This is a genomic window from Paenibacillus protaetiae, from assembly GCF_004135365.1.
Lineage (GTDB): Bacteria > Bacillota > Bacilli > Paenibacillales > Paenibacillaceae > Paenibacillus_AP > Paenibacillus_AP protaetiae.
Genome location: NZ_CP035492.1, coordinates 2,649,483 through 2,666,822 on the forward strand (window position 1 = coordinate 2,649,483; position 17,340 = coordinate 2,666,822).

The following is a 17,340-nucleotide window of genomic DNA, read 5'->3' on the forward strand; positions in this document are numbered from 1 at the left end:
CCGCTTCGTCCGATCCCTGGTTAAATGTCTCCTTAACAGCTGCTGGTTCAGCTGTGCTCGTTCATGCCTGCACTACTGAACCCGAGCAAAACGCGTTTCAGCAGCAGCTGATACGAAGGGTGAAGCCATACGCCAATGTAATGGCCGGGCGTCAGAACCGCAACACGCCCGCTCCCGCGCCGGAGCATCCAGCCTGCCGGCTGAATGCCATGTTCAGACTCGCTGTGCATAAAAATGTCCGCCTCATCCGTATCCGCTTCCATCTCATAATGCTCGTCATGCACAACGAAACGGTCCATTCCGCCCGTTATCCGCGCTGCCAAGGAGGCGGCCTCGCCCCGGGCAGGAATAAGCGTGACGGGACCAGGGGCCGGGTGAGAACGAAATACGCCGCCGGCAAGCGAACGGAAGAGAGGCTCTTCCTTGTATCCTACCGTTCCCGCATGAAGAACAAGCAGCCCTTTGCCCCGTTCCACATAGTCCCGGAATGCAGCTTGAACCTCTTCTGTCAGCCAAGGCGTACGGTCTTCTGCGGATACCCGGTTCGACTTGGCCAAGATGACAGCATCGAAACGGTCCATCCACGCTGCCGACCATTCCCTCGCATGCGTGCTGTATTCGAACTGCAGCCCGTCCCCGGCGAGCGGTGCGAGGCCTTGCTTTACTATTTCTGCAGGATGCCATTCATCGTCGCATAACACACCAATCCGCAAACCCATCTGCCTCACGCCCCTTCGTACTGCCGCAGCGGGAGCCACGCCATTGCCCGCTGGACATATTTGTCCCAGAACGGCCACACGTGCTCCGCTCCGGGTTCCTCCTCATAAGTCAGATCAATCCGGCCCTCGAACGCATCCTTGAATTCGCGCCCAAGCTCATAATTAAAGTCGGCCGTTCCGCAAGCATGATAAAACTTGGGCAGCTCCACGCCGCCGGCAATGCGCTGCTCTAACAGCCGGAGCAGATTGTCATCGCCTTCGATGTACTCCTCATATGAGCCAAAAGTCAGCTTGGCCATCCGGTGGATCATCGGATTAAAAAATGTCGTTTTGTCCGACAAACGCCAGCGCTGATCCAAACTGCCGGACAAGCTTGCAACGGCCGCAAACTTGTCCGGGCAAGTAATTCCGAGCTTAAATGCGCCATATCCTCCCATCGACAGGCCAATCGCAAACGTATCCTCGCGTTTGTCCGATACCGGGAACATGGATTGAACGATGCGCGGCAGTTCTTCCGAAACGTATGTGAAATAATCGTAGCCCGCTTTCATATTGCTGTAGAAGCTGTACTGCACCGCAGGCATAACGACCGCCAGCCCTCGCTCGGAAGCATACCGCTCGATAGAAGTATACCGCTGCCAGGCGGAGTGGTCATCAGAGGCGCCATGCAGCAAATACAGTACCGGATAAGGCGCCTTGAAGCCTTGCGAAGAACCGGGAGCACGGTGATGCGCCTCCGGCAAAATGACGTTCATCGAGCAGCCTTGGGCTAATGTTTGAGACAGGAATTGCACTTGCAAAAAAGCCACAAAAAATCCCCTCCTTTGCTCATCCTATTAGGTGCATGGCATGCTCCCGGCATATTCATCAGCACCTGCATGCTCGTAGCGCTGTCGCTGTACAGTGATATTATCGTATTCGGATTGACGCGGATGAAGTCCGGCTGCCTCGCTGCAACTGCTGCACGGTGCAGATCCGCTTGCGGCTACCAAGGCATCTCGGCGCCTGTATAGTCCACGAATGGCGGATGTGCCCGTTCCGCCGTCTCGCCGATATAGCCTTGAATGTAATTCGTAATGGATTCAGCCGCTTCCTCCGGTTCTATAGCTGCATTCTCATTGCGCTCGCCGCCCATATACGTCTTCATCCAGCCCGGATGAACCGCCAGCGCTTTCCCGCCCAGCTTGCGCAGCTCATTATGCATAATATTCGTCTGGACGTTAAGCGCGGCCTTCGACATGCAATAGCCGTACCAGCCTTCCCGCCACGTTTGATTGATTTGGCCCGCTTCGGACGAAATGTTCACCACAATCTTGCCGCTTCCCTTCGCAAGCAAACCGCTTAACGCACTCGTCACGCGGAGCGGCCCCATCGCATTCACCTCGTAAATCCGGCGCACAAGCCCGAAGTCGATATTCGCGGGTCCCAAGATTGAACCTTCGTGCCCGCCGGCGATGCCCGCGTTATTAATGAGCAAATCAATGTGCCCTGCCCGGTCCGCGATCAGTTGCGCCGCCCGTTCTACGCTCTCGCCGCTTGCCACATCCAATGGAATAGGGGCGATGCGGGACGCGAGCTCAGGCGGAGCCTCATCAAGCGCATGCCAGTCCGGCATATACCGTCCGGCGAACACGCGGTAGCCGGCACGGGCCAATTGCAGCGCAAGCGCAAAACCAAGCCCCCGGTCCGCGCCGGTTACACAAGCGATTTTGTCCATAACCTCATGCCTCCCTTCTCGACGCCATTGCGTTATCCGCAATAACAAAAGCTGAAGCCGGCCCGGCACACCGGCCCCAAGCCGCTCGCCTTACCCTTTGATCGAACCGATCATTGCGCCTTTCACAAAATGTTTTTGAAGAAACGGATACACGACCAATATAGGCAAGGAAGATACGATAATCGACGCCATCTTGACCGTGAACGGGTTCACTTCCTGCTGCACGCCTATTGATATGCCCGCCTGCGTAATCGCAGCCGACGTATTGCTGATCAGGTCTTTGAGCACCATTTGCAGCTGCCACATGTTTTTATCCGTCGCATACAGCACGGAAGAGAAGAAATCATTCCAATAGCCTACAGCGATAAACAGGCCAACCGTGGACAGCACCGGCTTCGACAGCGGCAGGACAATCCGGAAGAAAACCATCAGGTCATTACCGCCGTCTATCTTCGCGGCTTCTTCGACTTCATCGGGGATGCCGCGGAAGAAGCCGATCATGACGAATATATTCCATGCGCTCATCGTGGCAGGAAGAACCATCGCCCAATACGTATCAATCAGATGAAGCTGCTTGACGAGCAGATAAGACGGAATCATGCCGCCGCTGAACAGCATCGTGAACAAAACGAGCAGCGAAAGAAATTTGCTGCCGACCAGCCTTTTTTTCGACAACGGGTAAGCCATTGCCGCCGAGCAGAACGTGCCGATAAACGTGCCGAGTGCGGTAGTCACAATCGTGACCTTAAACCCGCTTAATATCGAGACATTCTGGAATACCACCTTATAAGCCGATATGGAGAAGCCGGCGGGGAGGAGGAACAAGCCCCCGTCCGCCGTTAAGGAAGAATCGCTGATCGAGCCCATAATCATGTACCAGAACGGATAAATCATAACGGCCATCAAGATCAGGAAGAACAGCACGTTTAACGCCATGAACACTCGTTCGCCCCTAGTCAAACTCATGCCTGAGCCCTCCTTACCATAGGCCGTCCTGGCCTGTCAGCTTTACTATTTTGTTAACCGTCAATATAAGCACCATCGCCACTGCCGACTTGAACAGCCCCGCCGCTGTCGCATAGCTGTAATCCGCTCCCTGAATCCCGACCCGATACACATACGTGTCGATAATATCCGCGACATCGTATACAAGCGCGTTATAGAGCAGAAAAATTTGCTGGAAGCCGGCCTCCAGAATGTTCGCCAAGCTCAAAATGACCAAAATGATAATGACAGGGCGGATCGCCGGCAGCGTCACATGCCACATTTGGCGGAGCTTGTTCGCGCCGTCTATTCTCGCCGCCTCATATAAATCGGCATTGACGCCCGCTATGGCAGCCAGGTAGATGATCGTTCCCCAGCCTACCTCCTTGTACACATCGCTCAGCACAATAACCGAACGGAAATACCGGACGTCGCCCAGAAAATCAATAGGAGCGCCGCCGAAATGCCGGATGATTACGTTAACCATGCCGTCAACCGGATTCAGGAACGTAATGATAATGCCGGAGAAAATGACCCACGAAATAAAGTGAGGCAAATAAATGATAGACTGCGCGAACCGCTTGAAGACGATGCTCTTCAGCTCATTTAGCAACAGTGATAAAATAATCGGCAGCGAGAACGACGCCGCAAGCTTATATAAGCTGATTACAATCGTATTCGTCAGCACTTCCGTAAAGTCAGGCGAGCGGAACAGCCGCTCGAACTGATACAATCCTACCCACTCGCTGCCGCCGATCCCTTTGTACATGTTATAGTCCTGGAAGGAAATTACAACACCATACATCGGCACATAGCGGAACAGGAGTATGAGCAGCAAGCCCGGCAGCAGCAGCAGGTACAAATATTTGTCGCGGATCAGCGCCTTGCGTATTGCCGCTGCCGGCCGCCGTTCTAATTGCGTGACCAGACGTTCTACTTGCTGTTCCATGTCCCTCCCCTTCCGCGAAGTTATCCTTATTTGTAAGGAGTAATGTTCGCCTCATACCATTTGTCATATTCCTCCCGCTCCTGCTGCTGCGTATTGTACAGATTAGCCGCTTCTTCATCAATTTGCTTACCGCCAAGCTTCTCGTACTGCTTCTCAAAGCCGTCGAATGCAGATACCGGCTTCTTGCCCGTAATAATGCCCCAGAACAACTCATCCCGAGCCTTTGTAATGTCGGCGGAATATTTGTCCCATTGCGGGCGGTCAATCGCTTTGAACGTCACAATCTTATCGCGCATCGGCTGCGAGGTTTCGATTTTATGCTGGAACATCTCGGTTACTTCCGGCGTATTCTTGATGTTTGCCGCATCTTTGCGCTGAATAATCCAGCCGAAGTTGCCGAAACCAAGCTTGCTGCCTTCTTCCGGCGCAATGGTTGGGGTGAACACGCCGTTGTCCATCTTGTAATGCTCGCCTTCCTTGCCGAACGTGATGAGCTTAAATACATCCGGCTTCGCCATCGTATCCAGCACTTGCACCGCATCGTCAACATTAACCGTGTCGGTTGCAATCAGGTAGCACCAGCCGATCTGCGGGTCGGGCATATCCGAGCTGAAGCCGTCCGGCCCTTGAATCGGATCAATCGAGATGTATTCGCCGGTTGGATTCAGCTTTTTGAACGAAATAAGCGCACCGTTGCCCGGGTTGAAGTAATCTACCCAGCGATAGAACGAGCCGACTTTGCCGGACGCGTAAATATCATTCACCTTGTTATCATCATTGTTGGCGCTTGTTGTCATCCGCGGATCGATAACGCCTTCCTTGTACAGCCCTTGGAGCAGCTGCAGCACATCCTTCACCTGCGGCATCAAAGCGCCGAATTTTATCGTGCCGTCCGGCTGCTTCACGAAATTCTCAACGTCGATGCCGTACGCGTAGAAGAATGGCGCAAGGCTGCGGTAGTAGTTGTCGCCGGACAAGCCGTACGTGTCGTTTTTGCCGTTTTTGTCCGGGTCGTCTTTCGTAAAAGCACGCAGCACATTCACATATTCATCCAGTGTTTTCGGCACGGCGAGGCCCAGATTATCAAGCCAGTCTTTCCGCAAGATCGTCGTCATATAGCTCGCTTCCGGTACGTCGCCCGGCAGCCGGTAGATCTTGCCGCTCTTGTCCCAGTGATAGAACAACGTGTCCTTCGTGTAGTAATCCAAAATATCTTTGCCGTATTTCTGCAAAGAAGGCGTTAAATCTTGCGCGATGCCTGCATCAACCCACTTCGAATATTCTTTTGTATCACCGGTCCACAAAATGTTCGGGCGCGTATCCTTTGCACTCATCATCAAATTGATTTTCGTATTGAGCTCCGACCAGTCCGGCAGGAAGATAGGCTTCACATCCACCTGGCGCCCCATCTGCTTCGTCAATTCATCTTCCAGCGCATGCTCCGCCCAGGAATCCGGCGTTTTCGGGCCGGCCATCAGCGTCATTGTGATCGTAAGCGGTCCCTTCGTCTCTTCCTTCTGACCCGAATTGGTTGCTGCCGCCCCCGCATCGTTCGTATTCGCCGCTGGCTGCTGACCGTTATCCGATCCGCTGCCGCTGTTTCCGTTCGAGCAGGCGGTAACTGCCATCGCAGCAGCCAACGACGCTAACAGCAAAGTCTGGCGCACATTCTTCTTCATCCTTAATCCCCCAATTAGGAAAGTAAAAGCAAGCGCCACACCGTTGCCTTTGCCGTTACGTATGCGCTTACATTTCCAAACCGAGTATATATCACATCTTCAACTTTTGTAAATAGTTTATTTTATTTCGTTTAACTATATTTCAACTTTTGTTTTTATTCGTCACTAAACTTATGTCTTTCGCCTCATATGTTTATGTTGGAGACGGTACTAAACCTCTCTTTATTGTGTGTTTAAAAGGGATTTGGCTCTTTTCAAAACTTCCTTTTCGACAAATTTTTATTAAAATTTGTTGAAGAAAAATTTGATCCCATTGTCTATTAATCCCCTATTCTTCGAAATGGGCCAAACAACTCTAATTAAAAAATTCCGGTTAAATTTAGTAAATAAATAAAAACCAGCAGCATGCTTAACGTACCTGCGCTTATCCGCTGTTCAGAGACTGTCCGTTTATCCCGAAACGGAGCAATCCGACGGGCATAAAACGAAAAAAAGGACTACTGGCATAAGGCGCCAATAATCCTTTTTACTTATAACGATGGAAAGCTTATTTACTCCAAAAAGCTTTCGAGCATCGCTTTATTTTTTTTCAAACCAGGAGAGATACTCCCCGTAGCCTTCTTTCTCCAAGTCGGCTTTCGGGATGAACCGGATGGCTGCGGAATTGATGCAGTAACGAAGGCCTCCGCGGTCTTGCGGCCCGTCCTCGAATACATGGCCGAGGTGTGAGTCCGCATCGTTGCTCCGCACTTCTGTCCGCACCATAAAGTGGCTCGTATCGATATGCTCCGTCACCGCCGCCGGCGTAATCGGCTTCGTGAAGCTCGGCCATCCGCAGCCGGAATCAAATTTATCCTGGGAGCTGAACAGCGGCTCTCCCGACACAATGTCGACGTACAGCCCTTCCTCCTGATGATCCCAATATTCGCCGGTGAATGGCCGCTCTGTTGCGCTGTTTTGCGTTACTTCATATTGAAGCGGCGTCAAACGGGAGCGCAGCTCGGCTTCATCCTTTTTCAGCTTCCAGTGGCTGTTGATAAACGCGTCGCGCCCCGATCCTTTGCGGTACATTTTATACCGGAACGGATTGGTCTTATGATAACCCTGGTGGTAATCTTCCGCCGGATAAAACGGTCCTGCCGCTTCAATTTCCGTTACGATCGGCTTATCAAACCGGCCGCTTTCCTCCAGCGCTTTTTTAGAGGCTTCCGCCTTCACGCGCTGCTCCTCGGTTGTGTAATAAATCCCTGTCCGGTACGAGTCGCCGCGGTCGTGGAACTGGCCACCTGCATCCGTCGGGTCAATCTGGCGCCAGAAAATATCCAGCAGCTTCTCATAAGGGAACACGGCTGGATCAAACGTAATTTCCACCGCCTCCGTATGCCCTGTCGTATGGGAGCATACCTCTTCATAGGTCGGATTAGGCTTATGGCCTCCCGTATAGCCGGATACGACAGACACGATGCCCGGCATTTCCTCAAAAGGCGAAACCATGCACCAGAAGCAGCCTCCGGCAAATATGGCGCGTTCAGTCTGAGACATTTGAAACCCTCCTAAAAAGTTTTGCGAAGCCTATGCTTCGCTGAATGTACTTCGCAGCAAAACTTTGCTTCGAAAGCATACGCTTTAAGTTTTGCGAAGCCTATGCTTCGCTGAATGTACTTCGCAGCAAAACTTTGCTTCGCAAGCATACGCTTAAGTTTTGCGAAGCCTATGCTTCGCTGAATGTACTTCGCAGCAAAACTTTGCTTCGCAAGCATACGCTTTAAGTTTTGCGAAGCCTATGCTTCGCTGAATGTACTTCGCAGCAAAACTTTGCTTCGCAAGCATACGCTTAAGTTTTGCGAAGCCTGCGCAATATGAACACTTCCATTATACATGAATGAAGCTTCGCACTCTATTCCGATGCCTGCCTGCGTTTTGGCGCTTCTGACACGACCTATTTTGTTCCTAAAATTTCCACATTTCAACTGTCCAATCACTGCTGCTTGTCTGCTACAATAAGGTAACATCCGCAACTTTTCCTATCTATTGTCGTCTTCTATAGGTAAGAAAAAACATGATTACGCAGTGCGTTCAACCTTTCCTGAGCAGCACGGACAGCACATGTAAGAAGAGGTGAACGAATATGAGTGAAATTTCGCTGGAAAGATCCGGTCTGCCAACACAGTCGCCCCGGAGAAAAAAGAACAACAGAGCTTTTTTGCTGTTTGTTGCGATATGGGCATTTCTAATCGGCGCCGGCATCAGCGGAGCCGTTATTTATTCCAACCATATGAAGCAGCAGCTTGCGCAAGAGCTGGAGCAGCAGACAGCGAGTCAAATCGCCGGACTGCAGGCCGATTACGAGCAGCGCATAGCCAAGATGGACACGGACTACAAATCCCAGCTGGCCGACCTTCAGACGAAGGTTGACGCCTTAAACGAGCTGCTGAACTTTACGAAGGACAACGCCGATACCAAGACGGATAACAGCAACAAACTGTATACTCAGCTTAGCGAAGTGAAAAAGCAATTGGACGCCCTGCAAAAAAATTTGGATGTGTTGAAATGAATCCCGTCAAACGATTGAACCGTATGATGCTGCTTGCCGCCACACCGTTTCTCGGCATGCTGCTGTGGCTGTTTTTCTCAAGCGCCACTATCGAACTGTCGGAGGCCGCTTTTCCGGCGGTTCAACCGGCCGCTGCCGATGGGGCAGCCGGACAACAATCAGCCGGAGAATCTGAACCGCCGGCAGCGGCAGCTACAGCCAAACAGCTGCAGGACAGCTTAGACCAAGCGGCTGTAACCGCTCAGCAAACAAGCAAGTCGATCCAGAAGCAAATCCATCTGTACAACCAAACGAATGCCGATGTGAATCAGATGGTGTCGATAGCCGCTGCACAAGCAGAACGGCCGCTGCAAATTTACGACAACAATATTACAGTCAAGCTTGGCAAACCTGCGGCAACCATTAATTCCAGCAAGCTGAAGGCACAATTATTTTACATACATGCGCAAAACTTTGAAGGCTACGCTCTGAAAGTCAAGCTGAAGTCCGATAAAGCAATGACGATGGCGCTTGGCAATGACCAGAACGGCGGCGCGGAAACAACGCTGCATGCCGTTAAACGTACAGGCGCTGCCATAGGCGTCAATGCCGGCGGATTTGCTGACGGCGGCGGCAAACGGTACCCGCTGAGTACAACCATTGTAAACGGCAAATACGTAAACGGATTTGAAGCTTCATACACCGATCTTTTTTTTGCCGGTATTAATGAGGACAATGAACTGGTCGGCGGCAATTACTCAAGCAAGGAGCAGCTGGATGCCGAGCATATCCGGTTTGGCGCTTCGTTTGTACCGATATTGCTTAAGCATGGCCAGCCGCAGTCGATTCCGGTGAAGTGGCAGACAAGCCCTGCAAGAGCACCTCGTACCGTCCTTGCGAACTATAAGGACGATCAGCTCCTGTTCCTTGTAGTCGATGGCTACAACGAGAACGGAAGCTCAGGCGCCACGCTTTCGGAAATGCAAATTTTGCTGCAGCGGTACGGTGCGGTGGATGGCTACAATTTAGACGGGGCGGCTCCTCGACCCTTGTTTTTAACGGCAAAGTCATCAATCACCCATCGGACGGCGGACAGCTGCGCAAAATCGCCACTAACTTTTTGTTCTTTAAATAAGTCCGGCGCTCTTTGTGCTTCCATAACACAGGAGCGCTTCTTCTTTTTTACATTATTAGTGGAAACGCTGTCATTGCTGTGCCAGCCTTTTATGCGCCCAATCGTCTTCCTTTCCTGGCCAAAGAATAGGAAAAAAAATGATTGACTTATACAAGCACATATTTTTATAATGTTTCTCATGCAAATAGTTTAGTAATAAACTTTTTATCAATGAAAGGCAGGAGTTTCATGAGCGATCCGCAAAATGAAATTCTCCAGCTTATCCTCTCGTATCGTGAAGTGAATCAAGCCCTATTCCAAACGATGCTTAAAGCGGCGCAATGCAACAATGTAACGCCGGTGCAGCTGATGATGCTTCGGATTTTATCCGAGTCGCCTGGAATCAGCCTGCGGGAGGCGGCTGAGACCATTTGTCTTGGTTCAAGTACAACCAGCGGCATCATCGATCGTATGGTAAAAGCGGGAATGGTGATTCGGGAGAGAGGTCATAACGACCGCCGTTCGATTATGCTTCTATTATCAGAGAAAGGAGAAATGCTGTGGCAGCAAACAAGAGATATCTCCGTTAAAATGATGTCTCCTCTAACTGAAATGCCGGAGCATGACCGTCTGGAAACGCAGCGTTTGAACCAAAGAGTAGTCAAGATATTACAGAAAGTAAGAGAGGTAATTAACAATGAATCAAGCAGCACCAGCATTTAAAAGGGGCCCTATTGTCGCTTCCCTTTTGATTGGCGCATTTGTAGCTTTGCTGGCCCAAACGATTCTAAACGTAGCACTTCCAAGCATTATGGATGATTTAGACATCGGAGCTAACACAGCACAATGGCTGTCGACGGGCTACCTGCTCGTTAACGGTATCCTTATTCCAATCAGCGCATACTTAATCGACCGCTTTACGACAAGACAGCTGTTTATTACAGCAGTTGGCTTATTCACAATTGGTACTATTATCAGTGCCGTTGCACCTAACTTCGGCATCCTGCTTACCGGACGCCTTGTTCAAGCAGCAGGCGCCGGCATTCTGATGCCGCTTATGTCGCTTGTATTCCTGACGATTTTCCCGGTTGAGGAACGCGGTAAAGCAATGGGTATGATGGGTCTTGCCATGATCTTCGCTCCGGCAGTCGGCCCTACGTTGTCCGGCTGGATCGTCGAACACCATTCGTGGCGCGTATTGTTCTACATCGTATTGCCGATCTCGCTGTTTGCCCTTATTTACGGCTCGTTCTCGATGAAGAACGTTACACGCAAATCGGATCCGAAACTCGACATTATGGGCGTTATTTTCTCCACGCTTGGCTTTGGCGGCCTGCTGTACGGCTTTAGCGATGCCAGCAACGACGGCTGGGGAAGCACAACTGTTATTGTCAGCCTGGTTGTTGGCGCGGTTTCGCTCATTTTATTTATCTGGCGCGAACTGGTGGCTGCAAAGCCGATCCTGGAATTCCGCGTATTTAAATATAATATGTTCTCGCTGACAACGGTCATCAACGTTATCATTACGATGGCTATGTTCTCGGGCATGATTTTGCTTCCGATTTACTTGCAGCAAATCCACGGCTTTACGCCGCTCAAATCCGGTCTGCTGCTGTTGCCGGGCGCAATCCTGATGGGGATCATGTCTCCGATTACCGGTATTATTTTCGATAAAATCGGCGCACGCTGGCTTGCTGTTGTAGGCTTGATTATTACAGCAATAACAACTTACGAGTTCAGCCGTCTGACGATTGAAACTTCGTACGGCCATATTATGCTGATGTACACGCTCCGCATGTTTGGTATGTCGATGCTCATGATGCCAATTCAAACAGCCGGCATGAACCAGCTGCCGCGCCGCTTGAACGCGCATGGTTCGGCGATGTCCCAGACGCTCCGGAACGTTGCAGGCGCGCTTGGCACGGCATTCCTGGTTACGATTATGAGTAACGACACGACTTCCCAAGTGAAGAAGCTTGTGGTTCAAAACCAAGTGGATCCGTCCGATAAAGCAAAAATGGGCGAACTTACCATGCAAGCCATGGTTCACGGCATCAACTATGCATTCGTTGTCGCAACATGGATGGTCATTGCAGCTCTTGTACTTGCATTCTTTATTAAAAAGGCTACGCCTGCGGAAGACTTTGCTCCAACGGCTCAAGCTTCGGCTGCAGCTCCGGTAGGCGAAAAACAACAAGTTGCCACTACTTCTGCTGAGTAATACAAGCGTATAATCGAACGCGCGCGTGTGAATAAAGGCTTTCCCGAATGTCCAGCCGGACACAAGGGAAAGCCTTTCTTTTTTATACGTGCATCTCATATGCATGTCTCTTGTATGCCCGCCCGGGGCGGCAAGCCGAGACGGGCGGGCATACAAGAGGAGCCTGCGCGGTGTTCAATCGGTGTTCGATCAGTGTTCATTCGATGTTCCTGCGGCGTCCTGGCCGTCAGCCTCGTACCGGGCTGAGAGGCTGCCCTAAACCGGAAAAGCGCCGCATTCCCTTGCATTCCGGCGACTGTATAAGGGCATGCGGGATCATCGTGCAACATAAGCAGCTGCCTGCCCAAGCCAAACGGATGAATCCAACAACGACAAAGGCACCTGCGCCGGTCCGCGCAGGTGCCTTACTTTATTTCGTATTTTAACCGGTGTTACTCCGCACCAATAAAGATATAGCGGCAAATGATCAGAACTGCCAAAATCCACATCAGCCAGTGAACTTTGTACTTGGTTTCACCTTTGCCTGCCACATTCGAGATGACCGCCAGTACCACGTACGTGACGATGCCGAACGAAATGCCGTTCGCAATGTTGTACGTAAGAGGCATAAGCGAAATCGTCAGGAATGCCGGAATCGCATAAACTAGATCGGACCATTCGATTTCTTTCACGGCCTGCATCATGATTACGCCTACCATAATGAGCGCGGCATTCGTTGCCGAAGCCGGAATCAAGGCTACAACCGGAGCAAGGAACAACGAAAGCAGGAAGCATACGCCGGTAGTAACTGCCGTGAGGCCGGAACGTCCGCCTTGGGCAACGCCTGCGGAGCTTTCGACAAACGCCGTTACGGTGCTGGTGCCAAGCACTGCGCCGCCGCTTACCGCAACCGCATCCACAAACATAGCTTTGCCGACGTTTTTGCGGCCTTTTTCTTTATCTTTCATCAGGCCGGCACGGTTAGCCGTACCTACCAAAGTGCCAAACGAATCGAACAATTCTACAAACGTAAAGGTCAGGATAACCGTAACAAGACCTACTTCAAACATGCCTTTGAAATCGAAGTTCCAGAAGTTCAAGTCGCTGAAGTTCGGAACCCATGTTTTGCCGGAAAGCGTATCGTGGAAGTCCACTTGCCCCGCCAGCATTGCGATAACCGTTGTGCCAAGAATCCCCCACAGAATAGCGCCTGGCACACGAAGCACCAGCAGCACACCGATCAGGATAAGGCCGATTACCGTCATCGCCACGGTTCCGTCCGTAAAGTCGCCGATATGGATAACCGTTTCATTCGACGTTACATTCGTATAGGTGTTAGCCGGAATATCTGAAAAGCTCGATACAGCGATGGTCATAATGCCGCTGCCTTTGAGGCCGATAATGGCGATAAACAAGCCGATACCAACCGTAATGGCATTTTTCAGGCTGTCCGGAACAGCCGTAATGAGCATTTGGCGAATTTGCGTCACCGTCAAGATGAGGAAAATAATGCCCGACACAAAAACCGCCGTTAAACCGATAGACGGATCAATCGGCTTGTCCGTCGCTTTCGAAGCAATAACCGTAGATGCAAAATAAGCGTTAAGCCCCATGCCTGGAGCAAGCGCAACCGGGAAATTCACGAACAGGCCCATACAAATCGTGAAAATGCCGCCGGCAAGCGCAGTTGCAAGGAAGATGCTGTCCCAGGACAAACCGGATGGCGAAAGCACCAACGGATTGACAGCCAAAATATAAGCCATCGTCATAAACGTCGTCAGACCCGCCATAATTTCCGTTCGGATGTTCGTGCCCAGTTCTTTTAGGCGAAATAACCGTTCCATTGTTACTAAAAACCTCCCAATGTCATTGTGGCGATACGCCAAGCTTGCAAAAAATAAGCTGAAAACACGAAAGCCTAGGAATGATTGCGAATCGCATCATCACCTAGGCTTTGCAAAAACAGGGAAAGTATACCGCTGGACCGTGCGGAACTTTTCCTTTTTTCGTAGCCAGATCATTTACGGTGATCTCGTAGAAACTCCAGGGCCGATTCCCAAGATTATACGAAGTAGTATATATGCTGTTTGATTTTCGATTTTCATTTTATAGGCTTAAAGGCGGATATGTCAATAGAAAACGAACATTATCCATAATATCCACGTTTAACATTCGGATATCTTCCACCTTTTGGAACCTGCTAACAGCAGCTTCCGACAGGTACTGAAACTTACCGGGACTCATATATTAGACCAACAGCAGCACGCAGAAGAAGGAGGGTGTTCGGGTGGCTTGCATAAACTTCAGCACAGCGAACGATTTTAACGTTTTCCTATTTAGCAATTTCCGATTGTTTAACACCTCGATTGGCGGCAGAGTCGCAGTAGGTGGTAATTTGGACTTCCAGAACCAGAACGTCGGCGTAGCGCTTCCGATTTCCACAACAAGGGCAGACCTCATCGTTAATGGCGCAATCAGCGCCGTTAACGGCGTCAATCATGGAAACACAATCATCAGCCCGACTTCGGTCATTACAGCCTATACCATGACGAATCGCAACAATGTACCCGGCCAGCCTTTCCGAGATACGCTTATTAACTTTACGGAAATCCAAAACTATCTGCAATGCGCATCAGCCGGGTGGGGCGCTTTAGTCCCGAACGGCACGGCTGCCGTAGCTTTTAATAATATTACGCTGACAGGTACAGACCCCGCGTTCAATATCATTACATTAGATGGTGCAGATGTTGCAAGATCGGGCGTTACACTTGCCGGTGCCAGCTCCGTCAATATTGTGGTACCGCCGGATTCTACTGTATTAATTAATGTAACGGGCACAAGCGTTGGCCTTGGCAACTATTCTGTGTTTGTGAACGGCGTAACGCCCAGCAGCCCCGCTGCCGGCAGCAAGATCGTTTGGAACTTTCCGCAAGCGGCTGCGCTTACGCATGGCAGCGGCCGTTATGTCGGAACGATTCTTGCTCCTTTTGCAGCTATAAGCGCCGCCGGCAGCGGTGAATTGCTCGGGCAGCTCATTGGCGTTTCCTATACCAACTTCCCTTTCTTTACCCTTACGATTGTTGACGCTTTATTTACCGGATGCCTGCCTGACATTACTTCATGCGGCGGACCGTCGCTTACGGTCACCAAGACAGTCGAAGGAGCATCCTCGTTTACCGGTACGCCCGGCACTCCTATTCGTTACCTTGTCACCGTTACGAATAATGGAGCCATCCCGGTAACCAACGTTACGATCCTTGATTCCAAGCTTGGCATCCAGCAATCCGTACCTCTGATAGATACCGGCGAATCAATTCCAATTGTCATTGACTCAGAGGTGGAAGCCGGAAAGGCGGGCACCCAATACTCCAATACAGTGACGGTTAGCGGCGACCAGACTGCGATGATTAGTGCCAGCGTTACTATTACAATTGCCGCTCTTCCCATTAACATCCAACTGAATAAAACAGCCAGCGTAGCTTCCGCCGTTCCTGGCGATCAAGTCATCTATACGTTTACGATTGTTAATCTCGGTAATTCCGACCTGCTGAACGTGCAGTTAACAGACCCCGCTATCGGCCTTAGCTTTAGCGCGCCGTCGTTTTTTGAAGGCGTCCTTACCCAGACTACCTTTACAATTCCTGCCGGTTTTACAGCAGGCACGTTTGAGAATACCGCCCGGCTGACCGCAAATAATTTGCCGGCACCCGGCTTTGTAGAGAGCAGCGAATCCATCGAAATTGTTCCTTCGCCTATCGCAGCAAGCTTCCGCAAAAGCGCCAATGTCACTTCTGTATTGCCCGGGGAAACGATTCAATATTTTTTTACCATTCAAAATAAATCTGCCGGATTGCTTCAATCCGTTGAGCTTAGCGATCCGTTATTAGATTTTACCCGGCAAATTGCTGAAATCAGCCCGAACACAACGGTCGTTCTCAACGAATCCTTTACCGTACCGAACGGAACGGCAGCCGGCACAACCATTGACAATACTGCTGTGCTTAGCGGTTCCTTCGGTTCCTTAACAAGCAGCAATACAATAAGCGTGGAAGGCGATTCCCTTCTTGTGCTGACCAAGGATGAAAATGTCGAATTCGTCAACCCCGGCGACACGATCGTGTATACGATCAGAGCTTTTAACGGCGGCAATACAACGTTGACCGATATTGTTATTTTCGATGATCTGGCCGGCTTTCAGACTTTAATCCAATCGCTGCCTGACGGCCAGTCGCAAGATTTTGCCACTTCGGTTATCGTGCCGCAAGGAACTCCCTCCGGCACATTTATAACCAATGTCGTAGTTGCTCAGGCCAGCGGGATTCCCCCGGTCAGCTCCAGAGTTTCCGCTGTCGTTACCGACGTGCCTCTTCCTCCCGCTCCGCCAGTTCCGCCGTCGGCACCTGTCATTGTTGTAAATGGCACCGTCAGCTCCAGTACTGCCATTCCCGGGCAAACCGTTACCTTCCGTCTGGAAGCAACGAACCAGTCCTCGACTAACGCCCGCAACTTATTGCTGCAAGTGCCGCTGATCCATTACACGTCCGTCTTGGAAATTTTGGGACCAGGTGAAACCTTTATATTATCTATCGAGTTCACTATTCCGCAAGGCACCGATCCGGGAACTCTGTTTACGTTAACCTTTATAGTCAGCTCCATCACCTTGTCGCCGCAGCAAATATCCATTTCGGTCGAAACTTTGCCGTTTGCGCAGCTTTCATTAACCAAAACAGCCAATCAAACGGAAGTCGTTCAAGGCGAAACCGTTATATTTAATGTGACCGGACAAAACACCGGCAATGTTTTGCTTGAAAATATTCAGTTTACAGATGTTGCATTCCAACGAGAGTCCATAATTCAGCGGTTATCGGTCGGCACGATCGCAAGCTCATTCTTCAGCACAGTCGTAACAGAAACGCCCGGCACCGTATTCTCCAATACCGCATCGGCAACCTCAAACCAGATCGGAAAGATCATCGCTGCCGACTCCTATACCGTCTTCGGCCTGCTGCTGCACAAGCAGACACGCTCATCCTTCGTTTCCATCGGCGACACTATTTTTTACACCGTTACTCTGCTGAATCCGATGTCCATACAAGCCGCCGGCATCGTGTTCCGCGATCCGGTATCTCCAGCTGCAGCCGTTGTCCCCGGTTCCGTCCTTCTAAACGGGACGCCTGTTAACGATTCAGCGATAGAAACCGGGCTCCCAATCCCCGTGCTTGCCCCACATGCGTCGGCAACCGTATCCTTCGCGTTGAAAATTCAGACGGAGCCGGCTGGCGGAAAACTGATGAACCGAGCGGAAGCCTCCTTCATATTCGCCGGAGCTACCCGTCAGCTTAGCGGAACATCATTTTCCAATACCGTGTCCGTTGTGGTGGAGGAACATGAAGAATAACAGCGGGGCATAAAAAAGCTCCCTTCTATTTGCGATAAATTCGCAAA

At 50.9% G+C, this 17,340-nt stretch carries 13 protein-coding genes and 1 riboswitch; of the genes, 5 read left to right on the top strand and 8 right to left on the bottom strand.

The genetic code is table 11. The features are described 5' to 3' along the window. Positions 1-47: 47 nt before the first annotated feature. From ET464_RS12265 to msrB, 7 genes are all read right to left on the bottom strand, one after another. Positions 48-719 carry a ThuA domain-containing protein gene (locus tag ET464_RS12265; protein WP_129441281.1) on the bottom strand — a complete coding sequence of 224 codons (672 nt, stop codon included), beginning with the start codon at positions 717-719 and terminating at the stop codon, positions 48-50. 5 nt (positions 720-724) lie between these two features. Continuing rightward, the gene (locus ET464_RS12270; RefSeq protein WP_129441283.1) at positions 725-1,528 is read right to left on the bottom strand and encodes an alpha/beta hydrolase; all 804 of its coding nucleotides are present in this window, start codon (positions 1,526-1,528) and stop codon (positions 725-727) included. 176 nt (positions 1,529-1,704) lie between these two features. Next, positions 1,705-2,436, bottom strand: coding sequence for an SDR family NAD(P)-dependent oxidoreductase (locus ET464_RS12275; RefSeq protein ID WP_129441285.1), 732 nt, complete (start codon positions 2,434-2,436; stop codon positions 1,705-1,707). 90 nt (positions 2,437-2,526) lie between these two features. After that, entirely contained in the window at positions 2,527-3,402 is an 876-nt protein-coding gene (locus ET464_RS12280; protein WP_129441287.1) for a carbohydrate ABC transporter permease, read from the bottom strand. A gap of 13 nt (positions 3,403-3,415) precedes the next feature. Further along, entirely contained in the window at positions 3,416-4,369 is a 954-nt protein-coding gene (locus tag ET464_RS12285; RefSeq protein ID WP_165279990.1) for an ABC transporter permease, read from the bottom strand. 26 nt (positions 4,370-4,395) lie between these two features. Further along, the gene (locus ET464_RS12290; RefSeq protein WP_129441289.1) at positions 4,396-6,048 is read right to left on the bottom strand and encodes a type 2 periplasmic-binding domain-containing protein; all 1,653 of its coding nucleotides are present in this window, start codon (positions 6,046-6,048) and stop codon (positions 4,396-4,398) included. A 579-nt stretch (positions 6,049-6,627) separates the two neighbouring features. Beyond that, positions 6,628-7,590, bottom strand: a complete 963-nt coding sequence (gene msrB, locus ET464_RS12295) for a peptide-methionine (R)-S-oxide reductase MsrB (RefSeq protein WP_129441291.1) — start codon at positions 7,588-7,590, stop codon at positions 6,628-6,630. Positions 7,591-8,176: 586 nt separating this feature from the next. Here msrB and ET464_RS12300 point away from each other — a divergent pair. Genes ET464_RS12300 through ET464_RS12315 form a run of 4 tightly spaced genes read left to right on the top strand, consistent with a single transcriptional unit; the run spans position 8,177 to position 11,916 of the window. Continuing rightward, entirely contained in the window at positions 8,177-8,602 is a 426-nt protein-coding gene (locus ET464_RS12300; RefSeq protein ID WP_129441293.1) for a hypothetical protein, read from the top strand. Continuing rightward, entirely contained in the window at positions 8,599-9,861 is a 1,263-nt protein-coding gene (locus ET464_RS12305; protein ID WP_341869692.1) for a phosphodiester glycosidase family protein, read from the top strand. The genes ET464_RS12300 and ET464_RS12305 overlap by 4 nt, the downstream gene beginning before the upstream one ends. Continuing rightward, positions 9,858-10,418 (top strand): MarR family winged helix-turn-helix transcriptional regulator, encoded by a 561-nt coding sequence (locus tag ET464_RS12310; protein WP_129441295.1) that lies wholly within the window; start codon positions 9,858-9,860, stop codon positions 10,416-10,418. The genes ET464_RS12305 and ET464_RS12310 overlap by 4 nt, the downstream gene beginning before the upstream one ends. Continuing rightward, positions 10,393-11,916 carry a DHA2 family efflux MFS transporter permease subunit gene (locus ET464_RS12315; RefSeq protein ID WP_129441297.1) on the top strand — a complete coding sequence of 508 codons (1,524 nt, stop codon included), beginning with the start codon at positions 10,393-10,395 and terminating at the stop codon, positions 11,914-11,916. Before ET464_RS12310 ends, ET464_RS12315 begins: the two co-directional genes overlap by 26 nt. Positions 11,917-12,347: 431 nt before the next feature. Here ET464_RS12315 and ET464_RS12320 read toward each other — a convergent pair whose 3' ends face one another. Beyond that, on the bottom strand, positions 12,348-13,739 hold the full coding sequence (locus ET464_RS12320; RefSeq protein ID WP_129441299.1) for an NCS2 family permease: 1,392 nt from the start codon (positions 13,737-13,739) through the stop codon (positions 12,348-12,350). Between the two features lie 145 nt (positions 13,740-13,884). After that, positions 13,885-13,985: riboswitch (purine riboswitch) on the bottom strand. A gap of 197 nt (positions 13,986-14,182) precedes the next feature. On the opposite strand from ET464_RS12320, the gene ET464_RS12325 reads away from it, so the two are divergent. Then, complete coding sequence (locus ET464_RS12325; protein ID WP_129441301.1) at positions 14,183-17,293, top strand: choice-of-anchor A family protein; 3,111 nt, start codon at positions 14,183-14,185, stop codon at positions 17,291-17,293. Positions 17,294-17,340: the final 47 nt, after the last annotated feature.